A 19463-nucleotide genomic window follows, 5' to 3' on the forward strand; every position below is an offset into this window, starting at 1 on the left:
TTTATACAGTGTCTGCATTCGTGGGCAGCGCTTGAAGCGGGCGCGCCTCTGACAGACGCTGCTCATCATAGCAAAGGACGATTCATGGAAGATAGCAAGAAGGGCTCCGGGATGACCGCCGAGAAGAGCAAGGCGCTGGCGGCCGCACTCGCACAGATCGAGAAGCAGTTCGGCAAAGGGTCGATCATGCGGATGGGCGACGGCGAAGCGAAGGAAGACATCCAGGTCGTCTCCACGGGCTCGCTGGGTCTCGATATCGCGCTCGGCGTCGGCGGCCTGCCGCGCGGCCGGGTGGTCGAGATTTACGGTCCGGAATCGTCCGGTAAAACCACGCTCACGCTGCAGGTCATCGCCGAACTGCAGAAGCTGGGCGGCACGGCTGCCTTCATCGACGCCGAGCACGCGCTCGACGTCCAGTACGCGTCCAAGCTCGGCGTCAATGTGCCGGAACTGCTGATCTCGCAGCCGGATACCGGCGAGCAGGCGCTGGAAATTACCGACGCGCTGGTGCGCTCGGGTTCGATCGACATGATCGTCATCGACTCGGTCGCGGCGCTCGTGCCGAAGGCCGAAATCGAAGGCGAAATGGGCGATTCGCTGCCGGGTCTGCAGGCGCGCCTGATGTCGCAGGCGCTGCGCAAGCTCACCGGCACGATCAAGCGCACGAACTGCCTCGTGATCTTCATCAACCAGATCCGGATGAAGATCGGCGTGATGTTCGGCAACCCCGAAACCACGACGGGCGGCAACGCGCTCAAGTTTTATGCGTCGGTGCGCCTCGACATCCGCCGGATCGGCTCGATCAAGAAGAACGACGAGGTGATCGGCAACGAAACCCGCGTGAAGGTCGTCAAGAACAAGGTGTCGCCGCCGTTCCGCGAGGCGATCTTCGACATCCTGTATGGCGAGGGCATTTCGCGTCAGGGCGAGATCATCGATCTCGGCGTGCAGGCGAAGATCGTCGACAAGGCCGGTGCCTGGTACAGCTACAACGGTGAGAAGATCGGTCAGGGCAAGGACAACGCGCGTGAATTCCTGCGCGAAAATCCGGAAATCGCGCGCGAGATCGAGAACCGCATCCGCGAATCGCTCGGTGTCGTCAGCATGCCCGATGGCGTAGGCAACGAAGCCGAGGCGTTGGACGAAGAAGAGTAATGGTTGTGCGCCGAGGTCAGACTGGCGAGCCGGCGGAGCGCGACATGCCCGAAAGGGCGGGGCGCTCCGGCCGGCGAGCCGGATCCTCGGGCGCCGATCGGCGTGACGCAGGCGGCAACGCCGCGAACCGCACCGCGACGAGGGCATCCGACGATGCCCTCGTTTCGTTTGAGATTGCCGCACCGGACGATCCGTTCGACGACGACGAGTCGTTCGACGCACACGATCGCTCGCGCCGTCGCGTGTCCGGTGTCCGCTTTCCGGGCGATCGCCCAGCCGATTCGCCCGCGGCAGAAGATGTCTATACGCGCAGCAGCCAGCATCCGCGCCGTACACGCCGTGCAGCCGGTGCGCCGTCGGGCGCTGCTTCGAGCGACGCGCCGGGCGCAGGCGAGCGCAAGTCGTCGAAGCCGCCGCGCTCATTGAAGGGGCGCGCGCTCGGCTATCTGTCGAGGCGCGAATACAGCCGTGCGGAGCTCGCGCGCAAGCTCGCCCCCTACGTCGGCGAGGACGAAGCCGTCGAGCCGGTGCTCGATGCGCTGGAAAAGGAAGGCTGGCTGTCCGACGCGCGCTTCGCCGAGAGCCTCGTGCATCGTCGCGCGTCGCGCGTCGGCGTCGCGCGCATCGTCAGCGAGCTGAAGCGCCATGCGGTCGGCGACGGCCTCGTCGAAGAGGTGCATGCCCAATTGCGCGAGACCGAATTGACGCGCGCGCAGGCCGTCTGGCGCAAGAAATTCGGTGCACTGCCGCAAACGCCGGCCGAGCGTGCGAAGCAGACGCGTTTCCTTGCCGCGCGCGGCTTCTCGAGTGCGACCATCGTGAAGTTGCTGAAAATCGGCGACGATTTCCCGATCGACGACTGACGCGCCCGGTCGCGCGCGTGGCGCGCGATTTTGCTGCATTGCAACCGCTTCCGGCAGGCGGGAATACCCGCCGTCGCGGCAAACTGTCTCAAATACCCAATATGCTAAAATCCACGGGTTTTCCTCTTCGGCCTCAACCTCCAGCATGCCGCTATCCGAGCCCGTGCCCCGTCAGTTGCGACATCGACGCGCAATCCGAGCGGAAGCCTACGAGCGCGGCGACGGCTTGTGGGACATCGAAGCCTGCCTGACCGACCACAAGCCGCGCGATGTCGCGCTTGCGTCGGGCATCCGGCCCCAGGGCCTGCCGATCCACGAACTCTGGCTGCGCGTGACCATCGATCGTGACCTCAATGTCGTCGACGCCGAAGCGTCTTCGGAATGGGTGCCCTATCCCGGTCACTGTCAATCCGCCACTCCCGCCTATCGGGCCCTCGTCGGGCTCAATCTCTTCCGCAATTTCCGCCGCAACGCGAACCGGCTGCTCGCCGGCGTCGCAGGCTGTTCCCATCTCACCGAACTGTGCGCCGTGCTGCCGACGGCCGCGATCCAGGCGTTCGCCGGTGACGTGTGGAACGTGCGCGAGGAGGGCGGCGAAGGGCCGGCCCATGACGGCGTGCACGCCGAACCGCCGTTCCAGCTCGGCCGCTGCCGCGCGCTGCGATTCGACGGCGAGGTCGTGCGGCAGTACTACCCGCGCTGGTATGGCCCGATTCGGCCGGATCTGCCCGGTGAAGGCAGCACGAAGGAATGAACGGAAATCATTCGAAGAAGCGTCTCAAGCGACATTTCATCCAACTCTCAGACTGAAGGGAATCACGCATGAAGATTCACGAGTACCAGGGTAAGGAAATCCTGCGGAAATTCGGCGTCGCGGTACCGCGCGGCAAGCCGGCGTTCTCGGTGGACGAGGCCGTCAAGGTGGCGGAAGAGCTCGGCGGCCCGGTTTGGGTCGTGAAGGCTCAGATTCACGCGGGTGGCCGTGGCAAGGGCGGCGGCGTGAAGGTGGCGAAGTCGATCGAGCAGGTGCGCGAATACGCGAGCCAGATCCTCGGCATGCAGCTCGTCACGCACCAGACGGGCCCGGAAGGCCAGAAGGTCAACCGCCTGATGATCGAGGAAGGCGCCGACATCAAGCAGGAACTGTATGTCAGCCTCGTCGTCGACCGCATCTCGCAGAAGATCGTGCTGATGGGTTCGAGCGAAGGCGGCATGGACATCGAAGAAGTCGCCGAAAAGCACCCGGAACTGATCCACAAGGTCATCGTCGAGCCGTCGACGGGCCTGCTGGACGCCCAGGCCGACGACCTCGCCGCGAAGATCGGCGTGCCGGCCGCTTCGATTCCGCAAGCACGCGCGATCCTGCAAGGTCTGTACAAGGCGTTCTGGGAAACCGACGCATCGCTGGCTGAAATCAACCCGCTGAACGTCTCCGGCGACGGCAAGGTCACCGCACTCGACGCGAAGTTCAACTTCGACTCGAACGCGCTGTTCCGCCACCCGGAAATCGTCGCGTACCGCGATCTGGACGAAGAAGATCCGGCTGAAATCGAAGCGTCGAAGTTCGACCTCGCGTACATCTCGCTCGACGGCAACATCGGCTGCCTCGTGAACGGCGCAGGCCTCGCGATGGCGACGATGGACACCATCAAGCTGTTCGGCGGCGAGCCGGCGAACTTCCTGGACGTCGGCGGTGGCGCGACGACCGAGAAGGTCACCGAAGCGTTCAAGCTGATGCTGAAGAACCCGGACCTGAAGGCGATCCTCGTGAACATCTTCGGCGGCATCATGCGCTGCGACGTGATCGCGGAAGGCGTGATCGCCGGTTCGAAGGCCGTGAACCTGAACGTGCCGCTCGTCGTGCGCATGAAGGGCACGAACGAAGACCTCGGCAAGAAGATGCTGGCCGATTCGGGCCTGCCGATCATCTCGGCCGACAGCATGGAAGAGGCTGCGCAGAAGGTCGTCGCGGCTGCCGCAGGCAAGTAAGCGCGCTCAATGAACACGCATGGCGGCGCGGTTAGCTCGCGACGCCAATCGAACAGAGGTCAAAATACATGTCGATTCTGATCAACAAGGACACGAAGGTCATCACGCAGGGCATTACCGGCAAAACCGGTCAGTTCCATACGCGCGCCTGCCGTGAATACGCAAACGGCCGCGAAGCATTCGTCGCGGGCGTGAACCCGAAGAAGGCCGGCGAAGATTTCGAAGGCATTCCGATCTACGCGAGCGTCAAGGAAGCGAAGGCGGAAACCGGCGCGACCGTGTCGGTCATCTACGTTCCGCCGGCAGGCGCAGCGGCTGCGATCTGGGAAGCGGTCGAAGCCGACCTCGATCTCGCGATCTGCATCACGGAAGGCATTCCCGTCCGTGACATGATCGAAGTGAAGGACCGCATGCGTCGCGAAGGCCGCAAGACGCTGCTGCTCGGGCCGAACTGCCCGGGCACGATCACGCCGGACGAACTGAAGATCGGCATCATGCCGGGTCACATCCACCGCAAGGGCCGCATCGGCGTCGTGTCGCGTTCGGGCACGCTGACGTATGAAGCCGTTGCGCAACTGACGGCACTGGGCCTCGGCCAATCGTCGGCAGTCGGTATCGGCGGCGACCCGATCAACGGTCTGAAGCACATCGACGTGATGAAGATGTTCAACGACGATCCGGATACGGATGCGGTCGTGATGATCGGCGAAATCGGCGGTCCGGACGAAGCCAATGCCGCCGAGTGGATCAAGGACAACATGAAGAAGCCGGTCGTCGGCTTCATCGCCGGCGTCACGGCGCCTCCGGGCAAGCGCATGGGCCACGCCGGCGCGCTGATCTCGGGCGGTGCGGATACGGCCGAAGCGAAGCTGGAAATCATGGAAGCGTGCGGCATCACCGTCACGCGCAACCCGTCGGAAATGGGCCGTCTGCTGAAGAAGGCGCTGTAATAATTTCCGTCGGGCTCGTCCTGCAGAAAACGCCGGCTTTGCCGGCGTTTTTTGTTATGCTCGCGCAATGAATTCGTAAGCACCGGGCATGCGTCGTGCATGTGCCGGCGATGAACCGGGTCGCCCGCGAGGCGGCCGCCGTCCTGTCCTCACCGCCATGCTCGAATTCCTGACCTCGCTGCACTGGGGCGCCATTCTCCAGATCGTCATCATCGATATCCTGCTCGGCGGCGACAACGCGGTCGTGATCGCGCTTGCGTGCCGCAACCTGCCGGCGAACCAGCGGCTGCGCGGGGTCGTCTGGGGCACCGCGGGGGCGATCCTGCTGCGTGTCGCGCTGATCACGTTCGCGGTCGCGCTGCTCGACGTGCCGTTCCTGAAGCTCGGCGGCGGGTTGCTGCTGCTGTGGATCGGCATCAAGCTGATGGCGCCGGCCGCCGACGCGCACGACGACATCAAGCCGGCCGACCGGCTGTGGGACGCCGTCAAGACGATCGTGATCGCCGATGCGGTCATGAGCCTCGACAACGTGATCGCGATCGCCGGCGCCGCCGAGCAGGCCGATCCGTCGCACCGGATCGCGCTCGTGATCTTCGGGCTCGTCGTCAGCGTGCCGATCATCGTATGGGGCAGCACGCTGGTGCTGAAGCTGCTCGATCGTTTCCCGGTCGTCGTGGCGTTCGGCGCCGGGCTGCTCGGCTGGATCGCGGGCGGGCTGATCGTGAACGACCCGGTCGGCGATCGCTGGCCGGTGCTCGATACGCCGTCGGTGGTATACGGCGCGAGCATCGCCGGCGCGCTGTTCGTCGTCGCGATCGGTTACGCGCTCAGGAAACGCCGCAGCGTGCCCCACGCGCACTGACGGCTGACTGGCCGTCCGGCCGACTGTCGGCCTCGCGGCCCGCTGGCTACGATCGAGACGCCTGCCTGTATCGGCAGGCGTTTTTCGTTTCCGGAGCCTGTCATGTTCGAAGCCTTTTCCGTTTCCCTGTTCCGTCGCGTTGCCGCCGATCTCCGGCGCGCGAGTCGGCCGTCGCCGCGCTGGCGGCCGGCCGGCTTCACGCTGATCGAACTGATGATCGTGCTCGCGATCGTCGGCGTCGTCGCAGCCTATGCGATTCCCGCGTACCAGGATTACCTCGCGCGGTCGCGCGTCGGCGAGGGGCTTGCGCTCGCGTCGTCCGCGCGGCTCGCGGTCGCCGACAATGCCGCGAGCGGTGCGAGCCTCGACGGCGGCTATAGCCCGCCTGCCGCGACCCGCAACGTCGAATCCGTCGCGATCGACGGCGCGACCGGCCAGATCACGGTCGCGTTCACCACCCGCGTCGCCGTGGCCGGCGCGAATACGCTGGTGCTCGTGCCGTCTGCGCCGGACAAGGCCGATGCGCCCACCGCGCGCGTGCCGCTCAAAAAGGGGACGATACAGGCGGGCGCGATTGCATGGGAGTGCTTCGCCGCCGGCAAGGACGCGTCGTCGCTGCCGGCGCCGGGAGCGGGGCCGTTGCCGGGCGCCGCCGCGACGCTGCCCGCGAAATATGCACCGGCGGAGTGCCGCGCATAAGGCGGCGCAGAAGGGGGCGGCCGCGCATGCGGCCTGCCGCCCGCCGATTCGGCCGGCGGGGGCTGCGCCCCCGCGCCGGCTCGCGGAGCGACAGCCCCGCACAGAGCAGGGAAAGTTTTGTATAGTGCGCCGGTTGCTGACATCCGGTTCGCTCATGCCTTCTACTTTTTCCCGTTCGTTGTCGCTCGTTGCGCTGGCTGTCGCCCTGATCGTGCCGTACGCGATCACGAATCACACGTATCCGATCCCGACCTTCTATTCCGAGTTTTCCGCACTGGTGCTGTATCTGCTGGTGGGCGTATCCGTCGTGCTGCTTGCGCGCACCGGCCGCCCGACCCAGCCGTTTGCCGCGCCGGCTGCGTTCGTCGCGCCGCTCGGCTTCGCGGCGGTGTTGATCGCGCAGGTCGCGCTGATCCCGCTCAAGGTGCCGTCGATGAACTGGCTGGCGGTCGGTTATCTCGCGGCCGCGCTGGTTGCCATGCAGGCCGGCTACGCGCTGGCGCGCGACGGCATGGCGGAAACCGTGTCGCGGATGATGGCCGGTGCGCTGCTCGTCGGCGGCGTGTTCGCCGTCGGTACCCAGATCGTGCAGTTGTTCCACCTCGAGTCGGCCGTGTCGCCGTTCGTCGTGGTGTACAACATCGCGGTCGACCGCCGTCCATACGGCAACATGGCGCAGGCGAATCACCTGGCCAGCTACATCGCCTTTGCGCTCGCGGGCGCGCTGTATCTGGTGCAGACTCGCCGGCTCGCGGTGTGGGCGTGGCTCGCGCTGTCGCTCGTGCTGTCGGTCGGTCTCGCGCTGACGGTGTCGCGCGGGCCGTGGCTGCAGGTCGCGGTGATGGTCGTCGCGGGCTTCTGGATGGCGTGGGTCGAATCGCGCCGCACGCCGGGCAATGCGCGTGCGTGGCTGATACCTGTCGTGCTCGCCGTCGCGTTCGTCGCGGTGAACGTCGCGGTGCGCTGGGCCAACGTGCACTACCACCTGAATCTCGCGGAGTCGGCCGCCGACCGGATGCGCGATGCCGGGCAGATCGCGCCGCGCCTCGCGTTGTGGAAGTACGGGCTCGCGATGTTCCGCGAGCATCCGCTGCTCGGCGTCGGTTGGGGCGAATTCCCGTCGCACCAGTTTGCGCTCGTGCGCACGCTCGGCGGCGTCGAGATCGCGAACAATTCGCACGACATCTTCATCGACCTGCTCGCGAAGTCCGGTCTCGTCGGGCTCGGCGTGCTCGCCGTCGCGCTCGTCACGTGGTTCGTGCGCGCGGTGCGGGGGCCGCAGTCGAGCATGCGCGTGTTCGGCTTCGCGCTGATCGGCATCCTGCTGATGCATGCGCTCGTCGAATATCCGCAGCAATACATGTTCTTCCTGCTGCCGGCGATGTTCGTGATCGGGCTGCTCGAGGTGAAGCCGCTGCGCATCCTGCCGGGGCGTGCGGCATTCGGGCTGTTCGCGGTGCTGTCGTTCGGCGGCGTGCTGGCGGCGGTGCCGGTGCTGCGCGACTACCAGCGCGCGGAAGTGCTCTATTACGGCAGCAGCCCGGCCGCGCAGTACCGCGATGCGCCGTCGCTGCTGTTCGGCGCGTGGGGCGATTACGGTGCGGCGACGCTGCTCCCGATTTCGCCGGACGATTTGCCGGCCAAGCTCGCCGCGCACGAGCGCGCGATCGCGCTGCTGCCGGGCGAGACGGTGCTGCGCCGCTACGCGGTACTGCAGGCGCTGGCCGGCCGCGAAGCCGACGCCCTCGATACCGTCGCGCGCCTGCACGTGTTTGCGAAGGAATTGAAGGACTGGCCGCAGCAACTGGCCTCGTTGTACAAGCTGTGCGACCAGGAGCCGGCACTGAAGGCGTTCAGGGCGGCCGTCGTCGCGAAGTACGGGGAAGCGCCGGCCGACGAGGGCGACGATTCGGACGACGACGATTCGGATTGACGCACGTCGTGCACGTCGTGCACGTCGCGCACGCCGGAACGGGGAATGCCGGCGTCTGTTGCGTCGCGCCGAAGGCGGCTGACGTCGGCGCAACACGACGCGGCGCGTAGCGTGCCGCTCCGGTCGGCCATCGATTACGTCGCGGATCGCGCGGATTCCGGTCGAATGGGCGGCGATTCGCGTCAACCATTGTCAAATCGCCGCCGCTGGCCGGGCGGCGCGTGCACAATGCGCGAAAGCGCTGGCGTGCGCGCCGGCGCGGGGCGTAGCCGGTGCGAACACGGAAAACCTCCCGGCTATCCGGGCATTTCGCCGGGCAGGATCGCGGTCGAGCATCGCTCGGCCGTGCGGCCGTAACGGGGCGCCGGTCCGATGGCCGCGGCGCAGCGAGACATACGCGATGCGGGCGGGGAAGGCTTCCGTCGCGCGGCGCGTGTGCCCAGACAGTGCTGAAGAACGATATTCGACCATGGCCATTCGCTCGACCTACCTGATCCTGCCCGCCGTCGCGATGCTGTTTTCCGGCTGCGCGATGCTGTCGTCGTCGCAGGAAAGCAAGCTGACCTGCCACATTCCGCGTGCCGTCTATCCGGATACCGCGAAGCCGCTCACGCGTCCGGCGACCGTGCTGGTGCGTGCGTTGATGACGACAACCGGCGAAGCGCAGAACGTCACCGTGACGACGAGCAGCCGCAATGCGGCGGCCGATCGCGCGGCCGTCGAAGCGATGACGCACGCCACGTGCGTGCAGACTGGCGCGACCGCGAACCCTTTCTTGCTGACCCAGCCGTTCGTGTTCGAACCGCAGCGCGGGCAGTGACGCCGGGGGCGGGCGCCGCGCCGTGGCGCGCGGTCCAGATTCAGTTCCGGGGTATCGGGTTCGTGCCGCGACAGTCCGGCGTGGCGCCGAATGACGCGAAGCCGTCGCGCGTCCGTCGATCAACGCATCGTGACGGTGTTTTCCCGCGCTTGCCCGTCAGGGCCGGTTCACATGGGAACGGATAGCTGCCGGCACGGTGGCGCACCGGGGCACGCATACGGCAGCGGCGCAACGCATTTCACCGAATCGCTCCCCATCGGCGACGTGGTTTCCTGATGGTCTGTCGTTCGACCGGGAAATCACGACAACCATCGATTCCCCACGAGCTGCGCGCGAGTGCGTCGCGGCGTGCGCTCAGCCGGCGACGTCTTCCGCCTTCCAGTCCCCCGACTTCCCGCCGCGCTTTTCCCGCACGCTCACGTCCGTGATCACCATCCCGCGATCGACCGCCTTGCACATGTCGTAGACGGTCAGCAGTCCGACCTGGACGGCCGTCAGCGCTTCCATCTCGACGCCGGTCCGGCCGAACGTCTCCACTTGCGCGACGCAATGCACGCCCGGCAGCGCGTCGTCGAGTTCGAAGTCGACGGCCACGCGCGTCAGCGCGAGCGGGTGGCACAGCGGAATGAGATCGGCCGTGCGCTTCGCGCCCTGGATCGCCGCGATGCGCGCGACGCCGAGCACGTCGCCTTTCTTGGCCTTGCCGTCGCGAATCAGCGCGAACGTGGCCGGCAGCATCCGGATCGTGCCGCGCGCGATCGCGATGCGTTGCGTTTCCTGCTTGCCGCCGACGTCGACCATGTGGGCGTGGCCGGCGGCGTCGAAATGGGTGAGTCCTGACATGGCTTCCTCTAGTGGAACGGCGTGCGCGCGCACGTGCCTCGATCCTGCTTCGCGATCGGCAGGCCACCGGACTCCATACCGGCGCGACGAACCGATCCAACCTCTCAACGGGCGCCTATCATAGCAGCGGCGTTCGCGTTGCCGCAGGCGCAGATGACGCATGCGCGGCACGGGACAGTCGTCGCGGCGCCGGTACAATGACCCGAATATTCAGACCAAACGCCGCGCTGCGCGCCGGGTGCGCGGGACGGCGTCGTTTTCATCCTGCCATGCGTGTCAAACAGTTGCTTGCTGTGTCGCTGTCGGCGGCGCTCGCGCTGCCGCCGGGCGGCCATGCACAGAGCGCATCCGCGCCGCCGCTCGAGCCGGCGGGCGGCGGCGCGGCGTCGATTTCCACCGTGCCGTCCGGCATCGCGACCGGCGTGTTCGGCACGTACGGCGGCGCGGAGAGCCGGTTTTCGGACGCGGGCGGTGCGTCGGCGCCGGTCACGAGCCTGCGCGCGCCGCTGCGTGCGCTGGAGCTGCCCGATCTCGGCGACGGCTCCGGCGGTTCGCTGACGCCGCGAGCCGAGCGCCGGCTCGGCGAGCGCGTGATGCGCGAAGTGCGGCGCGATCCAGACTATCTCGACGACTGGCTCGTGCGCGACTACCTGAATGCGATGGCGGCGCGGCTCGCGGCCGCGGCGACGGCGCGCTACATCGGCGGCTACACGCCGGACTTCGACCTGTTCCCAGTGCGCGATCCGCAGATCAATGCGTTCTCGATGCCGGGCGGCTTCATCGGGATCAACAGCGGGCTGGTGGTGACGACGCAGACGGAGTCGGAGCTCGCATCGGTGGTCGGCCACGAGATGGGCCACGTGCTGCAGCGGCACATCGCGCGGATGATCGGCGCGAGCGAGAAGACCGGCTATACGGCGCTCGCGACGATGCTGCTCGGCGTGCTGGCCGGCGTGCTCGCGCGCAGCGGCGATCTCGGCAGCGCGATCGCGATGGGCGGGCAGGCGTATGCGGTCGACAACCAGTTGCGCTTCTCGCGGTCGGCCGAGCGCGAGGCCGACCGCGTCGGCTTCCAGTTGCTCGCGGGGGCCGGCTACGACCCGTACGGGATGCCGGGCTTCTTCGAGCGGCTCGATCGTGCGTCGATGGGCGATGCGGGCGTGCCGGCCTATGCGCGCACGCACCCGCTGACCGGCGAGCGGATTGCCGACATGGAGGACCGTGCACGGCGCGCGCCGTACCGGCAGCCGCGCCAGTCGGCCGAATACGGGTTCGTGCGCGCGCGGCTGCGCGTCCTGCAGAACCGGGCGCCGACCGACATCTCGGCCGAGGCGCGCCGGATGCAGCTCGAGATCGACGATCGCACGGCGCCGAACGTCGCGGCGAACTGGTACGGCATCGCGCTCGCGAACACGCTGCTCGGCCAGTACGACGCGGCGGACAAGGCGCTCGCGTCGGCGCGCAGCGCGTTCGATGCGCGCGAGCGGCGCGACGACGATCCGGCGAGCAGTTCGCCGAGCCTCGACGTGCTGGCCGCCGACATCGCCCGCCGCGCGGGCCGAACCGACGACGCGGTACGGCTCTCGGCGCTCGCGCAGCGGCGCTGGCCGGCGTCGCACGCGGCGATCGTCGCGCACCTGCAGGCGCTGATCGCCGCCCGCCGCTTCGCCGAAGCGCAGACGCTCGCACGGGCGCAGGCCAAGGCCGACCCCGAACAGCCGGACTGGTGGGATTACCTCGCGAAGGCGAGCGACGGCAAGGGCGACGTGCTCGCGCGGCGCCGGGCGCTGGCGGAGAAACTGGCGCTCGACGGCGCGTGGCCGTCGGCGATCCGGCAACTGAAGGAAGCGCGCGACGCGAAGGACGTATCGTTCTACGAGCAGTCGATCATCGGCGCGCGGCTGCTGGAATTCGAGGCGCGCTACAAGGAAGAGCGCGACGACGAGAAGAACGGGCGCGGATAGCGGCCCGTCGGGCGGGCAGGCGTGACACGAGTGACACGCGGGCTACGGCGATCGCACGTCAGCGGCCGTCGTCCGACGCATCGCGCGCCCGCTGCGCGGGACTCGCGACGAACCCGAACGTCGCCGGCACGTCGGCGCGAGCGAGCTGGCCGAGCGTCAGCGTGCGCCCGTCGCGCCAGCGCAGCACGGGCGGTGTCGCGTCGAAGTCCGCATGATCGGCAAACAAGCCGAGGTCGTGATCGTGCAGCGCCGCGATGCGTGCGGGAGGGCCGGCATCGCGAAACAGCACGCCGCCGCCGTCGTCGAGCCAGACCGCGTCCGGTTCGAACGGGGCGCCCGTTTGGTCGGTGAGCGCAAGCTGCCCGTCGCGTTCGGCGAGCCGCACGACCCACGGCGTATACGCGAGCTCGACGTACACGCGCTGCGGCCCGTTCTGGAAGAACCACTGGCCGTGCTCGTCGCACGCGTAGTTGCGGCCGATGAACGCGTTCAGTGCCGCATGCCGGATCGGCGAGCCGAGCTCGCCGGCCGCCTGCGCCGCGTCGTCGCGCAGCCGCCAGGCGCCGCGCCGGTCGAGCAGCAGCCAGCCGGTGCAATCCGGCACGTTCGGCCATTTGGCGAGCGCCTGCCTGACGATGTCATCCATGGTCGACGAATTTCGAGCAATAGCCGAACACCCGCGCCGACAGCCAGTCGAGGCGGCCGGGGAACGGCCCGGTCATGAAGCCCGCGTGACCGCCGTGCGCGGGCTGGTCGAGCTCGACGGCCGGCGACACGTCGGCGGGCCCCGGCAGCGCCGATTCGGGCAGGAACGGATCGTTGCGGGCGTTGAGGATCAGCGTCGGCACGTCGATCGCGGGCAGCAGCGGCCGGGTGGTCGCCTTCGTCCAGTAGTCGTCCGCGTTCGCGAAACCGTGCAGCGGCGCGGTCACGACCTCGTCGAAGTCGCGCATCGTCACGGCCTGCAGCATCGCTTCGCGGTCGAACAGCCCCGGATACTGGTCGAGCTTGGCGAGCGCCTTGCGCTTGAGCGTCTTCAGGAAGCTGCGCGTATAGACCATCGCGAACCCCTGCGACAGCGCGCGACCACCGGCGTGCACGTCGATCGGCGTCGAGATCGCGGCGGCGGCATGCACGATCGACGTGTCGCTGCGGTGCTCGCCGAGCCAGCGCAGCAGCACGTTGCCGCCGAGCGACACGCCGGCCGCGACCAGCGGCCCGCGATGTTGCGCGGCGAGCCGGCGCAGGATCCAGTCGACCTCGGCGCTGTCGGCGAGATGGTAGAAGCGCGGCTGGCGGTTGATCTCGCCGCTGCAACTGCGGAAGTGCGGGACGACCGCGTGCCACCCCTTCGCGCGCGCGGCCGCCATCATCGCGAGCGCGTAGTGCGATCCGGAGCTGCCTTCGAGGCCGTGGAACAGCACGAACAGCGGCGCGTCGGGCGCCGGCGCCGCGCTGTCGAGATGCGCGACCCAGTCGAGATCGATGAAGTCGTGGTCGGGGGTTTCCCATCGCTCTCGCCGGTAAGCGACAACCGGACGCCGCGCGAACAGCGCGGGCACGATGGTTTGCACATGGCTGTTGGGCAGCCAGCGCGGTGCGCGATAGCGCAATGAATCGTCGTCGGGGGCCGGGGCCCCGGTCAGCGGCGAGGTGGGCGGAGAAGCCGTACTCATGATCGCCCCGCTAATGCGTTGCTTCGTTCTTCGTCAGTGCAGCGGACCCTGCCCGTGACGGATCTTCGCGGCGAATTGTCCGGCCGCTTGTTCAGGAATCGGGCTCGCGTGGATGTGCGCGATACGCCACTCGCCGCGTTCGTGAATCATCACGTACGTCGCGAAAACCATGTCGGGTTCGGCCGTCAGGTCGGCCTGCTGATGCGCTTCGGCGATCGTGTAGACGACCGTGCCGAGGCTGTCGTACACGCGGATGTCGAGCGGCTCGATCGTGACCGGGCGCGTCGCGAGCCGGTTGGCGAGCCCGCCGCGGATCTGGTCGAGGCCGTGCAGATGCTCGCCGTCCGCCCATACGCAGCTGGCGAAATCCTCGTCGATCCACAACGCCAGCAGCGCGTCGAGATTGGCATCCGCGACGGCCTGGTAGTAGGCGTTCAGCGTATCGGCAGCGGCTTCGAAAAGGCGGGCAAAACGTGGCATCGGGGTTGTCTCTCGCGCGCATCGCGCGCCGTATTCAGCATGGCGGCCCGGATCGAGCCGCCGCGCACCGGTGAATCGGATTGCCCGGCGCGCCGTGCGACGCCGCCGGTCAGGGTCAGCGCTGCCCGACGAGCATGCCGCGCAAATCGCCGAATACCTGCTCGGGACCGAGTTCGCGCAGGCACTTCAGGTGGCCGAGCGGGCACTCGCGTTCGAAGCAGGGACTGCATTCGAGATGCAGCCATTGTACCTTCGCCAGGTCCGACAGCGGAGGGGTGTGGCGCGGATCGGTCGATCCGTACAACGCGACGAGCGGCCGGCGCAGCGCGGCGGCGACGTGCATCAGCCCCGAATCGTTGGTGACGACGGCGTTCGCGCGCGCGATCAGCGCGCACGCCTCGGACAGCGACGTCTGCCCGCACAGGTTGCGCACGTTCGGCGCGTGGTCGGCGATTGCCTGCGCGGCCGCGGCATCCTTCTGCGAGCCGAGCGCGACGATCTGCGTATACGGGAACGACTGGTGGACGATGGTCGCGAGCGACGCGAAATGCTCGGGCGGCCAGCGCTTGGCCGGACCGTATTCGGCGCCGGGGCAGAACACGACGAGCGGCTTGCGCGTATCGAGATTGAAGCGGGCGGACACGCGCGCCGTCTCGTTCAGGTCGGCGTCCAGGCGCGGCGCGGGCAGCGTCTTCATCGACTCGGGCAGCTTCGCCCCCGGCGCGTAGGCGAGCGCCGCGTAGTGGGTCGTCATCGGCGGGCGCTCGCCCGACTTGGTCGGATTCGCGTGCCGCACGTTCAGCAGCCCGTAGCGGTGCTCGCCCGTATAGCCGATCCGCAGCGGGATGTTCGCGAGCCACGGGATCACCGCGGACTTCAGCGAATTCGGCAGCACGTACGCCGCGTCGTAGCCGACGTCGCGCAGGTCGCTCGCGAGCTGCCAGCGGCGCAGCAGCTGCAGCTTGCCGTGCGCGAGATCGGTCGCGTAGACATCGTGGATCTCGGGCATCCGCTCGAGCACGGGCGCGACCCACGAGGGTGCGACGGCATCGATCGCGATGCGGGGATGGAGCTTTCTCAGCAGCGCAAAAAGCGGCTGCGCCATCAATGCGTCACCGATCCAGTTCGGTGCGATAACCAGCGCTCGACGCATCAGGTCGACTTCCGATGTCGTAATGAAGCACGGCGCACGGGCGCCGCGTTCGGGTTGCCAGAATGGGGAAGGGCGGCGCGCCGGACCTCCGGCTGCGCCGCCTTGCGGATCGAAGGCCCTCGGGCCCGGCCGGTGGGGCTCAGTGGCCCTTGACGACCTCGCCGTCGCGCAGCTTGTAGCGCGTGCCGCAGTACGGGCAGCGCGCCTCGCCGTGCGACACGTCGATGAACACGCGCGGGTGCGCATTCCAGCGCGTCATGGCCGGGTTCGGGCAGTAGGCGGGAAGATCCTTGGCCGTCAGCTCGACCAGCGGCATTTCCTTGATTTCACTCATGAGACTTTCTCTTATCACTCTTGTGTGGGGCGGTCGGTCGCGCGGCGCGCTCAGACCTTCGTCAGCCAGTGCGCGTACTTCGCATTCTTGCCCGACACGATATCGAAAAACGCCGACTGGAGCTTTTCCGTGACGGGGCCGCGCGCGCCGCTGCCGATCGTGCGGTTGTCGAGCTCGCGGATCGGCGTGACTTCGGCGGCCGTGCCGGTGAAGAACGCTTCGTCGGCCGTGTAGACCTCGTCGCGCGTGATGCGCTTCTCGATCACGTCGATGCCGGCGTCCTTCGCGAGCGTGATGACCGTGTCGCGCGTGATGCCGTCGAGGCACGACGACAGGTCGGGCGTGTACAGCTTGCCGTTGTTCACGAGGAAGAAGTTCTCGCCCGAGCCTTCGGACACGTAGCCGTCGACGTCGAGCAGCAGCGCTTCGTCGTAGCCGTCGGCCGTCGCTTCCTGGTTCGCGAGAATCGAGTTCACGTACCAGCCCGACGCCTTCGCGCGCACCATCGACACGTTCACGTGGTGGCGCGTGAACGACGACGTCTTCACGCGGATGCCCTTCGCGAGGCCTTCTTCGCCGAGGTACGCGCCCCACGGCCACGCGGCGATCGCGACGTGGATCGTGTTGCCCTTCGCGGCCACGCCGAGCTTTTCCGAGCCGACCCAGATGATCGGGCGCAGGTAGCACGACTCGAGCCGGTTCTCGCGCACGACCGCGAGTTGCGCGGCTTCGAGCGTTTCGCGGTCGAACGGCACGTCCATCTGGAAGATCTTCGCCGAATTCAGCAGACGCTTGGTGTGCTCGCGCAGGCGGAAGATCGCGGTGCTGCCGTCGGCCGCCTTGTACGCGCGTACGCCCTCGAAGACGCCCATGCCGTAATGCAGCGTGTGGGTCAGGACGTGGATCTTGGCGTCGCGCCAGTCGATCAGCTTGCCGTCCATCCAGATCTTGCCGTCGCGGTCGGCCATTGACATAGGATTCTCCTGGAAGCGGTGGGGTGCTGCGGGTTGTATGCAGCGTTGAGCCGGAAAGACGCTTATTTTAGCGTCATTTGGCGGCGATCCGGTCGGTCGGCACAGGGTCGGGGCTATAATCGGCCGGTACCGATTCCAATAACGACGGGCCTTGCCGGCGGGAGACGCCGGCGCCCGGACGAACCGCCCGCTGCGGCCCGCCTTTCCCATGCTCGCTCGATTGTCCGCCACCGACCGCTTCGCGCTGATCCAGGGCGCGCGCGACTATTCCCCGACACTGATGGCGATCCTGTCCTGGGGCCTCGTCACCGGCATCGCGATGAGCAAGTCGGTGATGACGCTCGGGCAGGCGAGCGCGATGTCGCTGTTCGTCTACGCGGGCTCGTCGCAGCTCGCGGTGCTGCCGCTCCTCGCGGCGAAGCTGCCGATCTGGACCGTGCTGCTCACGGCCGCGATGGTCAACCTGCGCTTCGTGATCTTCAGCGCCGGGCTGGCGCCCCATTTTTCCTACCTGCCGCTGTGGCGGCGCGTCGCGATCGGCTATTTCAACGGCGACGTGATCTACCTGCTGTTCCAGAAACAGGGCTTCGCGTACGGCCGCGTGCCGGGCAAGGAGGCGTATTTCTGGGGGATGGCGCTCGCGAGCTGGGCGTCGTGGCAGGTGTCGTCGCTCGCCGGCATCCTGCTCGCGAGCATCTTTCCCGCGAGCTGGGGGCTGGAGCTGGCCGGCACGCTCGCGCTGATCCCGATCATGGTGTCGGCGGTCGCGAACCGTTCGACGCTCGCGGCCGTCGCGGTCGCCGGGATCGTGGCGCTGATCGCGTTCGACCTGCCGTACCGGCTCGCGCTGCCGCTGGCGGTGTTCGCCGCGCTGGCGGCCGGCTGCGCGGCCGATTTCTTCGTCGAGCGCGCCGACTGGCGGCGCATCCGGACCGAAACCGTGCACGAAAAGGACATTGAATGAGCGCGACCGAGATCTGGATCGTCATCGTCGGAATGACGATCGTCACGGCCGTCACGCGCGCGCTGTTCCTGATCGGCGGCGAGCGCACCGTGCTGCCCGAACGCGCGCAGCGCGCGCTGCGCTACGCGCCGGCCGCCGCGCTGGTCGCCGTCGTGCTGCCCGACGTGCTCGAAACGCCGGCGGGGCTGTCGTTCGGGCTGTCCAATCATCCGCTCTACGCGGCGCTCGCCGGCCTCGGCTGGTTTTTGTGGCGGCGCAGCATGCTCGGCACGATCGTCGTCGGCATGCTCGTGTTCACCGCGCTGCGCCTGATCTTCTGACGATTCGCCGCCCGGGCCGGCCGCGCGCCGACTGGAGCGGCCCGGACGTTGCTGCGTCGCAGCATCATGGCGCCGGTCGCACGCGATCCCAAATAGGCGGAATTCGCCGCCGCACGGGTCAGTCTGCCGGATGGATCGGCTAGAATGCCCGTTCGAGATTTTTTACCCGTGCGCGTCATGCGAACCGCCAGCCACGGCCGCATCCGGCGCCCTTTCGCGGCAGCCCGCGCACGTCCAGCGTGAACCCCCTTTCCCCATCCACTACTTCAATCTGTTCAACATGAGCCAAGTCAAGCGTCTCACCGACCTGATCGCCGCCGGCCAGCTCGCCGGCAAGCGGGTGTTCATCCGTGCCGACCTGAACGTCCCGCAGGACGATCACGGCAACATCACCGAGGACACGCGCGTGCGCGCGTCCGTGCCGGCCATCCGGGCCGCGCTCGACGCCGGCGCGGCCGTGATGGTCACGTCGCACCTCGGCCGTCCGACCGAAGGCGAATTCAAGCCGGAAGACTCGCTCGCGCCGGTCGCGAAGCGTCTGGGCGAACTGCTCGGCCGCGACGTGCCGCTCGTGTCGAACTGGGTCGAGAACGGCGTGAACGTCGCGCCGGGCCAGGTCGTGCTGCTCGAGAACTGCCGCGTGAACAAGGGCGAGAAGAAGAATTCGGACGAGCTCGCGCAAAAGATGGCGAAGCTCTGCGACGTGTACGTGAACGACGCGTTCGGCACCGCGCACCGCGCGGAAGCGACCACGCACGGGATCGCGAAGTACGCGCCCGTCGCGTGCGCGGGCCCGCTGCTGGCGGCCGAACTCGACGCGCTCGGCAAGGCGCTCGGCAACCCGGCGCGCCCGCTGGTCGCGATCGTCGCCGGTTCCAAGGTGTCGACCAAGCTGACCATCCTGAAGTCGCTGGCCGGCAAGGTCGACCAGTTGATCGTCGGCGGCGGCATCGCGAACACGTTCATGCTCGCGGCCGGCCTGTCGATCGGCAAGTCGCTCGCGGAAGCCGATCTCGTCGCCGAGGCGAAGGCGATCATCGACGAAGCGCGCGAGCGCGGCGCGTCGGTGCCGATCCCCACCGACGTGGTCACCGCCAAGGAGTTCTCGCCGACGGCCGCGGCCACGGTGAAGCAGGTCGCCGACATCGAAGCGGACGACATGATTCTCGACATCGGCCCCGATACGGCCAAGGCACTCGCCAGCCAGCTCGAGAAGGCCGGCACGATCGTCTGGAACGGCCCGGTCGGCGTGTTCGAGTTCGACCAGTTCGGCAACGGCACGAAGACGCTCGCCGAAGCGATCGCCAAGTCGTCCGCGTTCTCGATCGCGGGCGGCGGCGACACGCTCGCGGCCATCGCGAAGTACGGCATCCACGACCAGGTCAGCTACATCTCGACGGGCGGCGGCGCCTTCCTCGAGTTCCTCGAGGGGAAGAAGCTGCCGGCGGTGGAAGTGCTCGAAACGCGGGCGGCCTGAGCGTGGC

Annotated in this window: 20 protein-coding genes; 13 read left to right on the plus strand and 7 right to left on the minus strand. The window is 67.8% G+C overall.

Annotation, left to right across the window (positions count from 1 at the left end; genetic code table 11):
* Positions 1–84: 84 nt before the first annotated feature.
* The 9 genes from recA to WS95_RS06560 all read left to right on the plus strand — a co-directional run bounded on the left by recA (position 85) and on the right by WS95_RS06560 (position 9271).
* A complete protein-coding gene (gene recA / locus WS95_RS06520) occupies positions 85–1155 on the plus strand; it encodes a recombinase RecA (protein WP_034208299.1) in 1071 nt (356 codons plus the stop codon).
* On the plus strand, positions 1155–2018 hold the full coding sequence (gene recX / locus WS95_RS06525; RefSeq protein ID WP_059822913.1) for a recombination regulator RecX: 864 nt from the start codon (positions 1155–1157) through the stop codon (positions 2016–2018). Before recA ends, recX begins: the two co-directional genes overlap by 1 nt.
* 145 nt (positions 2019–2163) lie before the next feature.
* Positions 2164–2772 (plus strand): DUF2889 domain-containing protein, encoded by a 609-nt coding sequence (locus WS95_RS06530; protein ID WP_034208297.1) that lies wholly within the window; start codon positions 2164–2166, stop codon positions 2770–2772.
* Positions 2773–2840: 68 nt separating this feature from the next.
* On the plus strand, positions 2841–4007 hold the full coding sequence (gene sucC / locus WS95_RS06535; RefSeq protein ID WP_034208296.1) for an ADP-forming succinate--CoA ligase subunit beta: 1167 nt from the start codon (positions 2841–2843) through the stop codon (positions 4005–4007).
* Between the two features lie 68 nt (positions 4008–4075).
* Positions 4076–4957, plus strand: a complete 882-nt coding sequence (gene sucD / locus WS95_RS06540) for a succinate--CoA ligase subunit alpha (protein WP_006477916.1) — start codon at positions 4076–4078, stop codon at positions 4955–4957.
* 157 nt (positions 4958–5114) lie between these two features.
* Positions 5115–5819 carry a TerC family protein gene (locus WS95_RS06545; protein WP_034208295.1) on the plus strand — a complete coding sequence of 235 codons (705 nt, stop codon included), beginning with the start codon at positions 5115–5117 and terminating at the stop codon, positions 5817–5819.
* 102 nt (positions 5820–5921) lie between these two features.
* On the plus strand, positions 5922–6518 hold the full coding sequence (locus tag WS95_RS06550) for a pilin (RefSeq protein ID WP_059822915.1): 597 nt from the start codon (positions 5922–5924) through the stop codon (positions 6516–6518).
* Positions 6519–6672: 154 nt separating this feature from the next.
* Positions 6673–8451, plus strand: a complete 1779-nt coding sequence (locus tag WS95_RS06555) for a PglL family O-oligosaccharyltransferase (protein WP_059822916.1) — start codon at positions 6673–6675, stop codon at positions 8449–8451.
* A gap of 469 nt (positions 8452–8920) precedes the next feature.
* Entirely contained in the window at positions 8921–9271 is a 351-nt protein-coding gene (locus WS95_RS06560) for a TonB family protein (protein ID WP_059780552.1), read from the plus strand.
* Between the two features lie 354 nt (positions 9272–9625).
* Here WS95_RS06560 and moaC read toward each other — a convergent pair whose 3' ends face one another.
* On the minus strand, positions 9626–10114 hold the full coding sequence (gene moaC, locus WS95_RS06565; RefSeq protein WP_027789220.1) for a cyclic pyranopterin monophosphate synthase MoaC: 489 nt from the start codon (positions 10112–10114) through the stop codon (positions 9626–9628).
* A gap of 269 nt (positions 10115–10383) precedes the next feature.
* On the opposite strand from moaC, the gene WS95_RS06570 reads away from it, so the two are divergent.
* Positions 10384–12078, plus strand: coding sequence for a M48 family metalloprotease (locus WS95_RS06570; protein WP_059822918.1), 1695 nt, complete (start codon positions 10384–10386; stop codon positions 12076–12078).
* Between the two features lie 58 nt (positions 12079–12136).
* Here the strand turns inward: WS95_RS06570 and WS95_RS06575 are convergent, their stop codons facing one another.
* The 6 genes from WS95_RS06575 to WS95_RS06600 form a co-directional block, all read right to left on the minus strand.
* Entirely contained in the window at positions 12137–12724 is a 588-nt protein-coding gene (locus tag WS95_RS06575) for a DUF2946 family protein (protein ID WP_034208290.1), read from the minus strand.
* A complete protein-coding gene (locus WS95_RS06580; protein ID WP_059780555.1) occupies positions 12717–13754 on the minus strand; it encodes a hydrolase in 1038 nt (345 codons plus the stop codon). Before WS95_RS06580 ends, WS95_RS06575 begins: the two co-directional genes overlap by 8 nt.
* Positions 13755–13787: 33 nt before the next feature.
* Positions 13788–14234 carry a nuclear transport factor 2 family protein gene (locus WS95_RS06585; RefSeq protein WP_006477934.1) on the minus strand — a complete coding sequence of 149 codons (447 nt, stop codon included), beginning with the start codon at positions 14232–14234 and terminating at the stop codon, positions 13788–13790.
* Between the two features lie 115 nt (positions 14235–14349).
* Complete coding sequence (waaF, locus tag WS95_RS06590) at positions 14350–15387, minus strand: lipopolysaccharide heptosyltransferase II (RefSeq protein ID WP_034208288.1); 1038 nt, start codon at positions 15385–15387, stop codon at positions 14350–14352.
* Between the two features lie 139 nt (positions 15388–15526).
* Positions 15527–15721 carry a zinc-finger domain-containing protein gene (locus tag WS95_RS06595; protein ID WP_006482499.1) on the minus strand — a complete coding sequence of 65 codons (195 nt, stop codon included), beginning with the start codon at positions 15719–15721 and terminating at the stop codon, positions 15527–15529.
* A gap of 50 nt (positions 15722–15771) precedes the next feature.
* Positions 15772–16695 carry a branched-chain amino acid transaminase gene (locus WS95_RS06600; protein ID WP_027785311.1) on the minus strand — a complete coding sequence of 308 codons (924 nt, stop codon included), beginning with the start codon at positions 16693–16695 and terminating at the stop codon, positions 15772–15774.
* Positions 16696–16903: 208 nt separating this feature from the next.
* Here WS95_RS06600 and WS95_RS06605 point away from each other — a divergent pair, with 208 nt between their 5' ends.
* From WS95_RS06605 to WS95_RS06615, 3 genes are all read left to right on the plus strand, one after another.
* Positions 16904–17659, plus strand: a complete 756-nt coding sequence (locus tag WS95_RS06605) for an AzlC family ABC transporter permease (RefSeq protein ID WP_059822919.1) — start codon at positions 16904–16906, stop codon at positions 17657–17659.
* On the plus strand, positions 17656–17979 hold the full coding sequence (locus tag WS95_RS06610) for an AzlD domain-containing protein (protein ID WP_034208285.1): 324 nt from the start codon (positions 17656–17658) through the stop codon (positions 17977–17979). Before WS95_RS06605 ends, WS95_RS06610 begins: the two co-directional genes overlap by 4 nt.
* A gap of 280 nt (positions 17980–18259) precedes the next feature.
* Positions 18260–19456, plus strand: a complete 1197-nt coding sequence (locus tag WS95_RS06615) for a phosphoglycerate kinase (protein ID WP_034208284.1) — start codon at positions 18260–18262, stop codon at positions 19454–19456.
* The last annotated feature ends 7 nt before the right edge of the window (positions 19457–19463 follow it).

The sequence above is a fragment of the Burkholderia sp. MSMB1826 genome, assembly GCF_001526325.1.
Classification (GTDB): domain Bacteria; phylum Pseudomonadota; class Gammaproteobacteria; order Burkholderiales; family Burkholderiaceae; genus Burkholderia.